15 protein-coding genes are annotated in these 12,825 nt (G+C 39.1%); 8 read left to right on the top strand and 7 right to left on the bottom strand.

Annotated elements, in window-relative coordinates:
* Window positions 1–25: 25 nt before the first annotated feature.
* The 8 genes from M2419_RS00755 (at window position 26) to M2419_RS00720 (ending at window position 7,092) form a co-directional block, all read left to right on the top strand.
* Window positions 26–238, top strand: coding sequence for a PepSY-like domain-containing protein (locus tag M2419_RS00755; RefSeq protein ID WP_259254043.1), 213 nt, complete (start codon window positions 26–28; stop codon window positions 236–238).
* Between the two features lie 273 nt (window positions 239–511).
* The gene (locus tag M2419_RS00750; protein WP_153848745.1) at window positions 512–1,075 is read left to right on the top strand and encodes a dihydrofolate reductase family protein; all 564 of its coding nucleotides are present in this window, start codon (window positions 512–514) and stop codon (window positions 1,073–1,075) included.
* A gap of 102 nt (window positions 1,076–1,177) precedes the next feature.
* Window positions 1,178–2,476 (top strand): spondin domain-containing protein, encoded by a 1,299-nt coding sequence (locus M2419_RS00745; protein ID WP_159730748.1) that lies wholly within the window; start codon window positions 1,178–1,180, stop codon window positions 2,474–2,476.
* A gap of 164 nt (window positions 2,477–2,640) precedes the next feature.
* Window positions 2,641–3,342 carry a peroxiredoxin-like family protein gene (locus M2419_RS00740; RefSeq protein WP_159730746.1) on the top strand — a complete coding sequence of 234 codons (702 nt, stop codon included), beginning with the start codon at window positions 2,641–2,643 and terminating at the stop codon, window positions 3,340–3,342.
* 81 nt (window positions 3,343–3,423) lie between these two features.
* On the top strand, window positions 3,424–4,263 hold the full coding sequence (locus tag M2419_RS00735; protein ID WP_159730744.1) for a helix-turn-helix domain-containing protein: 840 nt from the start codon (window positions 3,424–3,426) through the stop codon (window positions 4,261–4,263).
* Between the two features lie 330 nt (window positions 4,264–4,593).
* Entirely contained in the window at window positions 4,594–5,067 is a 474-nt protein-coding gene (locus M2419_RS00730) for a hypothetical protein (protein ID WP_182331394.1), read from the top strand.
* Window positions 5,068–5,407: 340 nt separating this feature from the next.
* Window positions 5,408–5,728, top strand: a complete 321-nt coding sequence (locus M2419_RS00725; RefSeq protein WP_182331396.1) for a DUF4369 domain-containing protein — start codon at window positions 5,408–5,410, stop codon at window positions 5,726–5,728.
* A gap of 230 nt (window positions 5,729–5,958) precedes the next feature.
* On the top strand, window positions 5,959–7,092 hold the full coding sequence (locus M2419_RS00720) for a hypothetical protein (protein WP_182331398.1): 1,134 nt from the start codon (window positions 5,959–5,961) through the stop codon (window positions 7,090–7,092).
* A gap of 273 nt (window positions 7,093–7,365) precedes the next feature.
* Here M2419_RS00720 and M2419_RS00715 read toward each other — a convergent pair whose 3' ends face one another.
* The 7 genes from M2419_RS00715 to M2419_RS00685 all read right to left on the bottom strand — a co-directional run bounded on the left by M2419_RS00715 (window position 7,366) and on the right by M2419_RS00685 (window position 12,815).
* The gene (locus M2419_RS00715) at window positions 7,366–7,848 is read right to left on the bottom strand and encodes a cupin domain-containing protein (protein ID WP_182331400.1); all 483 of its coding nucleotides are present in this window, start codon (window positions 7,846–7,848) and stop codon (window positions 7,366–7,368) included.
* A 107-nt stretch (window positions 7,849–7,955) separates the two neighbouring features.
* A complete protein-coding gene (locus M2419_RS00710; protein ID WP_228280204.1) occupies window positions 7,956–8,345 on the bottom strand; it encodes a carboxymuconolactone decarboxylase family protein in 390 nt (129 codons plus the stop codon).
* 99 nt (window positions 8,346–8,444) lie between these two features.
* The gene (locus tag M2419_RS00705) at window positions 8,445–8,885 is read right to left on the bottom strand and encodes a nuclear transport factor 2 family protein (RefSeq protein ID WP_182331404.1); all 441 of its coding nucleotides are present in this window, start codon (window positions 8,883–8,885) and stop codon (window positions 8,445–8,447) included.
* 26 nt (window positions 8,886–8,911) lie between these two features.
* On the bottom strand, window positions 8,912–9,961 hold the full coding sequence (locus M2419_RS00700) for an alpha/beta hydrolase (RefSeq protein WP_259254036.1): 1,050 nt from the start codon (window positions 9,959–9,961) through the stop codon (window positions 8,912–8,914).
* Window positions 9,962–9,991: 30 nt separating this feature from the next.
* Window positions 9,992–10,651, bottom strand: a complete 660-nt coding sequence (locus M2419_RS00695; protein ID WP_182331408.1) for a flavodoxin — start codon at window positions 10,649–10,651, stop codon at window positions 9,992–9,994.
* A gap of 81 nt (window positions 10,652–10,732) precedes the next feature.
* Entirely contained in the window at window positions 10,733–11,821 is a 1,089-nt protein-coding gene (locus M2419_RS00690; protein WP_259254035.1) for an alpha/beta fold hydrolase, read from the bottom strand.
* Between the two features lie 10 nt (window positions 11,822–11,831).
* On the bottom strand, window positions 11,832–12,815 hold the full coding sequence (locus M2419_RS00685) for an aldo/keto reductase (RefSeq protein WP_182331412.1): 984 nt from the start codon (window positions 12,813–12,815) through the stop codon (window positions 11,832–11,834).
* Window positions 12,816–12,825 lie beyond the last annotated feature (10 nt).

The raw sequence follows: 12,825 nt of genomic DNA, 5'->3' as shown, positions 1-12,825 counted from the left end.
TATAACATTTTAAATCTTAAATCATATGGTCAATTGGAATTTAGTAACCGGCAAGGGTGAAAAACTTTCTTCCCAGGATGTCAGAAGAAGTATTTTAACTTTTATCATAAAAAATCATCCTGGGAATCAGGTTGAGTTTATCGAAAAAAAACGCAGTTCATATCAAATAGATATCAGGGGAGGAGATGCTCTTATTTTCGATTTCAATGGACAATTTGTGAGAACAGATCGTGACTAGCCCGCTTCGATGATCTGAAATAGACTTCATATTTTAAAAAAGGGGCAGGAGCTTAGCTTTATGCTCCCCCCTTCAACGGTAATTATCTTTAGTGGTTTGACTTTTTTGTCTTAATTCCTTCCACCTGCAATTTTATTCGGTGACTATTATTTATTCTTTGAAACTTTAGCTTTCTTTTCTATCATTATCCCGGTTTATTTCTTGTCTTATGCAAAGCCTATTCAATGTATAAAATGTTAGATTTACGGTGTAAAAGAAGCTTATTGGAAGGACATGAGAAAAGTAATTGCAGCATTCAATATGACCCTTGACGGGTTTTGTGATCATACAGCAGGGATTCCCGACGAGGAAATACATCTTCATTATACGCATCTGTTAAATAGCGCTGATGTCATTTTATATGGTAGGATTACCTATCAGCTTATGGAATATTGGCGGCCTTTTGTGAAAAATTCCTCAGGTGAAAAATCAATGGATGACTTTGCATTGGCTATCGATAAAATTCCAAAAGTTGTTTTTTCAAATAGCATGAAAAATATAGACTGGGCGAGTGCAAAATTAGCCGAAGGGATGCTTAAAGATGAAATATTGAAATTGAAACAGCAAGCCGGTAGGGATATTTTGGTCGGGAGTCGAAGCTTAATTGTCCAGCTGATGAATCTCAATTTGATCGACGAACTTCAATTGTGCATTTATCCCGTTGTGGTAGGACAGGGGCTGTCACTATTTGAACATATAAGCGATAGAATAGTTTTTAAACTATTAAAAACAAGGTGTTTCTCTGGTGGTTCAGTCCTCCTGTACTATCAGTACAATCCAACATCTACTTCCTCATAAATTATTCCCTCGGGAAATATCGGCAACACAGCGGGAAATTCAGATACCTACAGCTCCTCCCATGAAATTTACATTTGTAATGTAATTTAAAAAGAATTCATTATGAAACATAAACATTCAATTTTGTGGGCTATGGCAGCAATGCCTTTGCTAATTATCGCTTGCAATAAAAATGATGCTATGCCATCAACGTCGGCGACGACTATCACGATAGAAAATGTATTGGATTCAAAACCATTGGTAGAGTACGGTAGTTTTAAAAACACTGGTGCTTCGCCAGTGGTTATGCCTGGCGAAGCAATTTCCATTAAGTTTTCTGCAGCCAAAGGACAAGCGCTGAGCTTTGCAACGATGTATGGTTGGTCGAATGACTTGTTTTTTGCTCCCGCAAATCCTGGCATAAAGCTGTATCAGGACAATGGAACTCCGGTTGAGGGCGATGTTTCGGCACAGATCAAATTATGGGATAATGGTACTCGTATCAATCAGATACCAGGTGCAGCTGTAATTCACCCGGGAACAACAGAAACTACTCCAAGAGCTATTACCGAAGTAAACGGAACCGATGCACAGGGCAATACTTATGCTCCAGCTTCTACTTTAATGAAAGCAACACTTCATTATGAAGGTAATTCCAATTTTACACTTATAATCACTAATGTCTCTGGCGTTACGACCAATCCGACCCCCTTCAGTCCCGGAGTTTGGGCGATTTCATATAGCGTGGGAGGCAACCTGTTAAATCCTAATCCATTATTTGAAGTTGGAAAACCAAGTGTAAATGGCTTGACAAATATTGCGGAGATGGGAGACAATAGCGTGTTGGGTAATTACATTAATACGCAAACAGGTATTTTTACACCATTATCTCCAGTTTTGGTGGTGCTATATAAAGGCATCGAAAACCCAATATATAAAATCGGTGAAAATGACCGTGGTAAAGGACTGAAAGATTTAGCGCAAAAAGGTGATGCATCGGGCCTGGCGGCTTATCTTAAAACACTCTCCGGTGTAAAAGCGGTTTATATCCTTCCGGCGGCTAGCTCAACAGTATTACTTCCTAAAATCGGAGCGCAGGCAGGAAGTAGCGTTTCACAGCAGTTAAGTATAGCAAGTGGAGATCGAATTGCCATTGCAAGCATGTATGGACTTTCCAACGATTGGTTCTTTGCAACAAAAGATAATGGAATTGATGCAACAGTAAAAGGAGATGTATCCTATTCAATCGGATTGTTTGACAATGGGACAGCGATTAATCAGTTTCCCGGAGCCGGCAATGAGCAAGCAGGATTAGGCGGCACTCCTGTGACCGAACGTAAACCAATTGCAGAAGTGCCTAATCCAAATGGGTTCACCACACTGCCATCAATTTCTAGCATTATTAAAGTAACAATCAACTAATTTTTGAGGCCGGTTATACGAACGAAAATCTCATGGCTATTATTGTCCTTATTGGAGACAGGACAATCAGCAACCTATTTCATGCAGTGGCTAAAGTATCGATTGAGTTTCCACGGGCAAAAAGTATCGATTCAGTATTTATTAAGTAATAAACGTGTTATAAAATGAAAAATCCTATAAAAACAAAATTAGCTGCGTTTGTTGCGCTGCTGTTGTTCACGACCTGCATCGCAAGCATAGCCAATGCGCAGGAGCGGTCCAGCATGCGGAGAGCTGACAGCAGGATAGATAAAATGGATATGAAGCAAATCCCTTATCGAATTCCGCAAAATCCAGAAGACATCAGTCCGTTATTGTGTGGAGAAAAAATACCGATGGCAGTATTGGTAGACGTTTCAGGTAAAAGGTTTGATCTCAATAGAGCGATTTCCCAAAAGCCGACCATTTTGGTTTTCTACCGCGGTGGCTGGTGTCCTTATTGTACCAGACAACTTTCGGGCTTACAAGAGGCCTTTCCCGGCTTGGAAGAAATGGGGTATCAGTTGATTGCCATAAGTACAGACGAATCCGAGGGATTAATGAAAGCTGCAGCTAAAGAAAAATTAAGCTACACACTTTTATCGGATGCAGATCTTTCACTGTCGAAACAAATGGGGATTGCGTATAAAGCTCCGAAGGACTACTGGGAGATACTACCGAAAACAACTAGAGGTAAAGACACCGACTTGCTGCTTCCGGTTCCATCAGTATTTATACTTGATCAAAAGGGAACAATTCATTTTGAATTTATCAATCCCGATTTTAAACAAAGATTATCCTCCAATCTGCTGCTTGCTGCTGCAAGCAGTATTAAAGAAGACCTTTAAATTTCTAGCTTGTGGGCGTTAGGCTCTTACAAGAAAATGATTAAATTTAAGCGAATTGAAATGCTGTAAGTAAATGACAACATGATTAGGGAGTATAGCGATAACGCAACAGCAGCACTGTTTGTGATGCACAGTGACAACAACCAGTTTTCAGGCAGGGGACTTCGTAATGCGAATTCCCTGCCTATCAATACATTTATTTATAACAAGGGCGGCGAACAAAAAGTGACGATCGATGAGATCAGTTATACGATGCCATCAAGGTGTATACTTCCTTTGGTTTCCAATCAACATTTTGTATTTGAACAGCCCGATGCGCTGACTGCCTGGCAGTTTAATAGGGAGTTCTATTGTATCGTTGATCACGATGCTGAGGTCGGCTGTGTTGGTTTTCTGTTCTATGGTATTCGACATCCAATGTTCATTGTATTAAATGAAACTGCTGTGGAAGAAATGTCTCATCTGGAGAATGTGTTTTCAAATGAGATGATGGTAAAAGATAATTTTCAGGGTGAAATGCTGCGCACCCTTCTTAAGAGAGTGATTATCAATACCACAAGAATTGCAAAGCTCCAAAGTGAAAGCTATCAGTTATTCCCCGACGAAAAAATGGATATTGTGAGAAAGTTTGCATTGCTACTAGAATGTAACTTTAAAGAGGAACATGAAGTCAGGTTCTATGCGGCTGCACTCAACAAATCACCAAAAACACTAAGCAATGTATTTGCGCTGTTGAAACAGTCGGCGCCATCTATTCTAATCCGCAACAGAATAATTCTTGAGGCTAAAAGGTATCTCCATTATACCGAGAAGTCAGCGAAAGAGATAGCTTACGAACTTGGTTTTGAAAGTCCTGCTCATTTTAGCCGGTTTTTCAAAATGTATTCCGGAACAAATATTTCTGCGTTTAAGAACCTTTGATCATTATTGCGTTTAAATACAGACGGTCATGTTGACCATGAATAAGAGGTGCTACAAATAATGTAAAAAAACGGCAAATACTGCCCTATAATTTTCTTTGTTTTCAACAATTTGTGTGCTAACTTATGACCTATTAAATCTTCAAAAATAGGAATCGATTCATTGATGAAAAGCTTTAGATATTTAAATTTTATATAGCCAGTATCAGGATTGAATCAACGTAATAGGACGACTTTGTTTTAGCTAGTGATCATGAAAGTTTATTAATCATAGAAGCGAAAATAAGAGAATTTAAATAATCAACAAACCGAAACGGAGCACAGAAAAAGAATGAAAAAAGGAATAAATAATCTAATATTAGCTGCTCTGATTTTTGGATTTTTTACAAACTGTCACCAAAAAGAAAATAGAAATTCTAATTTTAATAAAGATAACAAGTTTGAATTTACTGAAAAAAAGAGCATAGTGTATGTTGAGAAGTTTGATGACTTTTTGGTCCATTTCTTTTGTGACTCAATATTCCAAATAAGTAGAATCGATTTCCCGCTCAGAGGCATGTCAACTGAATTTGTTTTTAATGAAGAAGAAGCAAGAGATTCAGTTGGTAATTCTTTTTTCATTAAGGACAGAAAATTTTATTGGACTAAAATGAATTGGACCGTTATTCAGTCCGCGAACCTTAGTAATGTCGAAGATCATTCCTTTTTCAAGAAAAAAGGCGATAATTATTATGAGATAACCTATCGGTCAAAGTTAGATGACATTGTTTTATTTTTTAGATTTCAATCTGTTTCCGGACATTGATACCTTACATATTATAGTTTTGAATGGAACTAGGTAAATGACCCTTTAAGAAAGGAGGAAATTTAAAAAGCTTCCTTTGATCATCAAAGAGGGAGACTTTTTCTTCATGTTTATGACAACATAGATTTCGTTCAATGAGACTATATGATTCCTTTGTATTTATAAATTACGCAAGTTGATTTCAATTTCAGTTGTATTTTATAGGGTGTTTTTTTGTTGTTCATCTTTTCTTGATACTGAAACGGTAAATTTCTAACCAAAGGATTAGTTTTTTTGCGGATGAATTGTATTTGTGATCTATAAGTGGTACTTTGATTAGTATAAACCTAAATTAATAGTTATGGGAAAACGGTCAACGGCATTATTGGCGATAGTTTCATGCTTATTATCGGTTCCTTTGGTCACCTTAGGACAGAGTAATAATAGCTTTATTATTCAAGGAAAGATCGACACTGTTCCGAATGCGAAATATAGAATCATGTATAGAAATAATGAAAAGGACATTGGTGATTCGCTACAATTATCTGCAGATCGAACTTTTACTTTTCATGGTAGTATTGGTGAACCGACACGTGTTAATTTTATTATTGATAATGATTTCAATCCACGACTTGTAAAAGATCAAATTGAGAAGTTTCCTTGTATTGACAAAAGAAATTGAAATGTATAAAATAATTTTTACTAATGCTGATGAAATTACAGCTCCAGATCAATTAAATCTAAATTCGTCGAATGGAGAAGTTTGTATTCAATTTGGTAAATCTTCTTTTACATCAACACATGTTTCAATATGTTTGAAAAATCTAACTGATTCAGAGAAGGAGTTAATTAGCATATAAAAAATGACTAGCATTGTCCTGGCTAAATGAGTATCTTTCAAAAAAATATATAATGAAAACCAAACTCCTAATTTTAACCCTATTTATTGCCAATTTCGGTCGTGCACAAACCTCATTAATGGATAGTTTAATTCAAAATAACTATTCGACCTTTAAAAAAAACAACAATAACGCTTTTGACGGCAAAGGATGGACTACCTTGCTAGATGAAATCAGCAAAAACAACTCTGTATTATTGGGCGAGCAGCATTTCACCAACGAAATTCCTTATTTCACAAACTCGGTCGTCAATAATATTAAGTTCGACAACTATATTCTGGAAATTGATCCCTATACAGTCAATACAATATCAAAGAAAATTAAATCCTTAACTCCTTCTGAACTGGACAAATTTCGCAATGAGTCGGGTTCTGCCTTATCTTTTTTACAAGGTGAGGCTGAGTTTGACTTATTTAAAAACATAGTCGATCAGAATGTCAAAACCTATGGAGCTGAACAAATTAGTTTATTTTCAGATCGCTTGCTTTTTTCGGAATTAAGTAAGCAATCCAAAAGTGCTAAAGCAAAAGAAATTTATACACAGATGATTGCTAATTCTGCTGCTTTTGATACAAAAAATAATACCAGATTCTATTTGTTCTCAGATGATTGTTTAGAAAAAATAAATGCATTGACCGCTCTCAATTTATCCGCCATTGAGAAAGAACAGCTTGAAGCGCTAAAATTAAGCAAGGATCTATATTTAAATCGAATTCATCGCTTAAGGATTCAATATATCAAACATCTGGTTTTTGAGAAGCTTCCCGAATGGAAAGACAAGAAGAATCTTTTCAAATATGGCGCTAATCACATGCCTAAAGGAGAGAGTTTAATGGAAGTATTCGATGTTGGTAACCTGGTTGCTAATATTGAAGAGGCAAATTACCGGAAGTCATTACATATTATGCTCATCGGAAAGGGCGAGGGTGAAACATTGGCTGATTTGGATCAATATAAATCGTTTTTAAGCGTTGTAAAAGATGACAATTGGTATGCCTATAATTTGAGACCCTTACAACAAGCAATCTCTAAACAGAAGCTTAAGGTAGAGGATTTGGAGTTGGAAAGAATTATAAAAGGTTACGATTATTTGGTTTTCATCCCCAATATTACCAAAACACCCAAAAGAGGTAAACAGGATCATTAAATCCTTTTCAAAAGCCGGCTTTCTATAACACAGCCGGCTTATTTGTTTGATTCATATAGATCCTTCCAAGTTTGTCTATAAATCGACATGCTTGTTAAGTATATATTTTTAACCGATATTGAATGCCTACTTTCGTTTATTCAGGGCGAAAAGGATGAATATGGTACATTAGCTCAACTGCAAAAGACTGTAGATCAGGGTTCGGGATATGCAGAAGAATTAATTTATTTTAGAGCCCAAACATTGCTATCGAGAAAAGAGATCTTATTTAGGTTAATTGTTATACTCTTGATCTGTCACAGGTTTAAGCCATACTGTTTCTCCCTTTTCCCTGCCTGTTATGGCAATCTGTACAAAAGCAGAATCGGCGCTCGCGCCATGCCAATGAGGAACATCTATTGGGCATTTTACAACTTCTCCTTTACGGACGATTCTTTTTTCCTTACCTTCTTCCTGATAGAAGCCGACACCATCCAATGCCAGAATAATCTGTCCCGCCGGATGAGAATGCCACTTGGTCCTGGCGCCAGGCTCAAAGGTCACACTTCCAACAGCATTCTGATTGATCCGATCTGCGGTTACTAGATTATTTAACCACACTGTTCCTGTGAAATTGTCATTTGTAATCCTTTCACCTTTTGAAAAAATAGGATCATGCGTTCTGTCCTGTTCAGTTTTTTGTGGTTTGATCTGTTGAGTACATGAAATTGCCAAGATTCCCGTCAGAAATAGTATCGTTGTATTGTTTAAATTCATGATTTTAAATTTTTAAATAAAGTTTATCCTGAAGTACCCCATTTTAGGCTCGTTTATTTTTTGTTATAGTCGTTTTAATGACCGCAAATTTTATGGCAGCAGTTAGATTACTTTCTATTCGCTAATACTTCATCGAATATTTTTTGTGCAACTATAGCCTCTTTTTTGCCAACAGTAGATTTAATAATAATTATAAACTGCTGTAATTGTTCTTCCGATAAACCAACATTTAAACAAATTGCCAAATGCGATTTCAGCATCGGTTGCACGCCGCCTATGCTGGCTAGTACAGAGACTGTTACCAGTTCTCTTTCAGCGTAGGTAAGAATATCCCGTTCAAAAATATCAGCAAATAGATGTTCCTTTAAAAATAGTTCAATAGTTGGAGCAAAAGCAGCATAACCAGTTTTTGGATCTTTTTCGGCTACTCCTGTAAGCTGTTCCAAAATCGCTTTGCCACGATCATATTTTGCAATAATATACTTTTGTTTCTTCATGATCATTCTCTATTAGTGATCCTTTCTATTTCATCTCTATTTGGAGTAGAAAGACTAGCGATCGCATTCTTTACGAAGATATCACTGGTTGAATCGTTATTAGTTCCCAGGAGTAAGCAGTTTGGTGAACGACAGTGATCCTAATTTCCAAGTGCCATTTTGTTTTACGTAGACTTCCGTAACTATAAATGGATTGGTTACCTCGTTACCACCAACGACAGCAAGTAGGTCGATTCTATTGAGTAGGATAGCTGTATTGTCAATGATATTGACTGATACTTCATGGATATCAGCCTTTTTATACCAGATTCCGCCACTTTTTATGACATCAAGTTCCCTTTGTTTTCCCCAGGATCCCCCCATGTGGACAAACATTGAATTTTCATGAAAAAGGCTGTCCAATGTGCCGACATTTTTGTCGGCCATCCATTGCCATTTATCTTTTGAAATTTTGATGATTTCCTGATCAGCAGGCGACTGTGCAAATGAGATCTGAATTCCGGAGAGGGCCAAACAGAGGCCGAGTAATAATTTTTTCATAATCATAATAAAGTATAGTGTATTTTTTATTGAAGATTCTGGTGATAAAACTCAACCAATTTATTTACAGCTTTTGTGACGTATTCCTTTTTCCAGTAAGTTTCAATGTGTGTAGCTCCTTCTAGTAAAAAGAGCGCTTTGTTTTTTGCATTTTTAGCCTTTGAAAAAGCCACATCGGTCATATACTTGGTATCTGCCTTGCTTCCAGCGATCATCAACAAGGGCTGATCGATCAGTTCGATACCATCGGTCGCATCCCATGTCATCAGATCCATCAAGCTGCTGGTTGTATATAAAAACGTTGAATTCGGATGGGCGTGCGTCCGATAATAATATTCAAATCCTTGCCGATAGAGATCTGTTGGAGTTTTGGCGATCTCTTCGTCCGTTATACTAGCTACGCCAGAATACTTGATTTCTCCGCCTGCTGCCTCCTGTGCCCGGGCATCTGATGCCTGTTTCAATCGTTGCTCAATTGTATTTTGTTGAGAATTTTGAAACCCGTTGCGTCTCACTTCACCAGAGTTGAACATGCTCAGTGTAGCAACAGCTTTTAGCCGTTTATCAGACTGTGCTGCTTTGAGGGTATAACCGCCGCCGCCGCAGATCCCGAGTGCACCGACACGATCCGGGTCGACACCAGCGTAACCAGCGATATAGTCTGCCATGCCATGGATATCCTCTGTTCTGAACTGGGGTTTGTCGGTATGGCGGGGTTCGCCACCGCTGGCTCCCTGATAGGCGGCATCTGCGGCTATTGTAATGTAACCCGCTTCTGCCAGTCGCTGTGCATAAAGACCGGCAGTTTGTTCTTTGACCCCGCCATTGGGATGTGCGACTATAATGGCAGGATATCTTTTTGAAGGGTCATAATTCGCCGGAGTATATACATTAGCAGCGATCGCTATTCCGTTTAATTTATAGCTCACAGGATGTATATTTACTTTTCCCTTTACATTTTCCTTTATAGCATCACCATATACAAGGCCAAATGGATTTTTTGATTTGTCCTGTGCTTCTGTAATGAGCCCCGTCGCCATAAACATGGCTACGATGATATACTTGATTTGTTTCATTGATTGTAATTTTATGCTTTCCACTTCTTATTATTTTGTGAATCCAAGTTTTTCAAGCCATTGGGCAAGTTGAACGGTAAGCTGTTTTTCTTTTTCACCTGATATCACAAAGAGGATTCCGTCCCGTTCTTTCCCTGCTTTTGTTGTAAACCCTTCCAATATTTTGCTTTTGGAACAAAGTTGTTTGATCGTGTCAAAGCTGCTCCCAACGCCATATCCGGCATTTGTATTAAAAGGGACAATCGTCTTTCCTGCCAGATCATACTGTTTTAGAAAACTCTTTATGGGGGGAGGGAGCTGCATCCCCCAAGTTGGAAAACCCACAAAGATGAAGTCGTATTTTCCTATGTTGTCTATTTTCGTTTTTAGTGGCGGCAGATAACCCGTTTTATTTTCTTCGGCAACCTGGTCGACAGCGGTTTGATAGTGAGTGGGATAAGGATTTTCGAGCTCAAGACCAACCAGATCACCGCCTACCTGCCGATGGATAATCTCCGCTACAGCTTTGGTATTTTTTGTCCGCGATAGGTAAACGATCAAAACTTTCTGATTATTTAGCGAATCACGGGGAACTATCGGGAAACCTTTGTTTTCAAATGTGGCTTCAAATGTGGCTTCATTTGCTCCCGAACAGGAAGTTACCGCAAACAACAGGCAAAGTAGTAGGCAATATAAATATCTAGTTTTCATTTGCATCGTTTTTGATTTATACAAAGTTCCCTAAATCAACTTTCTTTTTAGGTAGACGGATTACGGATAGTACTACCATTATTACTTATCCAGTCCTTTTTGTTTTAACCATTTGGATAGTTCATCCGCAACTTGCAAATTGTTGAGATCCGAAAAAGGAAAATGAGTATTTCCCATGATTCCAACTTCAGGAAGATGGATTACCGTTGCATTTCCGCCATGTTTATTAATTGCCGCGGCCCATAGTCTGGCCATTTCCAGCCCCGAACGCCAGTGGTCTTTGTTCCATACATTAGTCGGCTCTTTGGCAATATTATCCCCATAGTAAATGACAATGGGGATTTGGGTCAGCTTTTTAAAATCAGAGAGGGGGATTGTAACCCCTTTGAGTTCACCAAACAACCCCGCGGATTTTATGGGAGCCGGAAGTTCGCCCTCTGGAAATACAAATCCACTGTATGGTTCGTAGGCGACGACCGCTTTGACTCTATCGTTTTTGATCGCGGTCAGCCAACCTGGACCTCCGCCCTGGGAGTGGGTGACCAAGATTCCGGCATTAATCTTATCAAATAGACTGGATACCGCTGCGGTAACAACGGTTGCATCGAAAGCACCCGTATTGGGTGTCATCTGTCTATAGAACTGTTCTAATGCTATACTATCCTTTGGAAACTGAACATTCGGGAAATAGTTGGGGTAATTGCCTATACGAAATTGTGTAAACCAGAACTGCTCATCTGCCGTAGGCTTGATCGTTGCTTCTACCATGCTTTTTCCGGCTTCCCCACGTCGCGGTTGGTCGATGAGGTACACTGAGAATTTCCGAAGGAGGAAAATGTTCTGAAAGCCTTCTCTACCATCTGCTGTTGTTTCCCATGTTTTTTTTGATTGGCCTGCACCATGCAGAAATACCAAAGGATACTTGTGGGCTTTTACTGGTTTTTGATAGAAAACGTAGGCATGATCGCCATGGAAAGTTTGTCCTTGAGGACTCAGGGCATCATTTACGTTAAAGTGCCCAGCTTCGGTCTTGATTGTACCACCAACTGCAAAGCTGCCTTGTTCATCAATGAGCAAAGGCTTTTGTTTTTTTTGGGCATGTACCGTCATCGATAAAATAAATAGGGCAGCAGAGGCTGTAATATTTCGTATTATTCTGTTCAATCGCATAGTTTATTTTTTATTTACCGACTCTGTTCTGTAAAGCAGCAGGATATCGTTCGCCTTGGATGGTAATCGCTGAAGCCGCCTGGTTGATCTCCCGTATTTCCTTTGTATCTAGCTGAACAGCAATGGCGTCAATATTTTCCTTCAGGCGATGTAGTTTTGTCGTTCCCGGGATTGGGGCAATCCATGGTTTCTGAGCAAGCAGCCATGCCAATGCAATCTGCGCTGGAGTGGCATCTTTTGCACTTGCTATCGTTTTTAGGAGATCTACAAGAACCTGATTCGCTTTGCGATTTTCTTTCGAGAAACGTGGTACGATGTTACGGAAATCCGTCGGGTCAAATTTTGTCGTTTCATTGATTGCGCCGGTTAAGAAGCCTTTTCCCAGGGGGCTAAAGGGCACAAAACCGATCCCAAGCTCCTCCAGTGTAGGGATGATCTCATTTTCGGGTTCACGATAAAAGAGCGAGTATTCGCTCTGCAATGCCGCTAGGGGCTGCTCTGCATGTGCTCGACGGATAGTTTCAGTTCCCGCTTCAGAGAGTCCCCAATGTTTTACTTTACCTTCAGCAATCAGATCGCGGATGGTTCCGGCCACCTCTTCAATAGGGATATTGGGGTCGATGCGGTGTTGATAGAATAGGTCGATTCGGTCCGTACGCAGACGTTGGAGGGAAGCTTCAGCAACTTTTCTGATTCTGGCGGGACTGCTGTCCAAACCTTTTTTTGAATCGCCATCTTCGAAACCAAACTTAGTCGCGATCACCACATGATCTCTGAATGGCTCCAGTGCTTGTCCAAGTAGGGTTTCATTGGTAAAAGGGCCATAACATTCAGCCGTATCGAAAAAGGTAATCCCAGATTCAAAAGCAGAGCGGATTAATTGAATTGCCTCTTTTTTGTCCGTAGCCGGGCCATAGCCAAAACTCAAACCCATGCAGCCTAATCCAAGTGCGGACACTTCAAGTCCACTATTTCCCAGTTTTCTTTTTTCCATTTTAGTATCA

Source organism: Sphingobacterium sp. BIGb0116 (assembly GCF_024808035.1).
In the GTDB taxonomy this organism is placed as follows: Bacteria; Bacteroidota; Bacteroidia; order Sphingobacteriales; family Sphingobacteriaceae; genus Sphingobacterium; species Sphingobacterium paramultivorum.
This window is presented reverse-complemented; position numbering and strand designations above follow the sequence as displayed.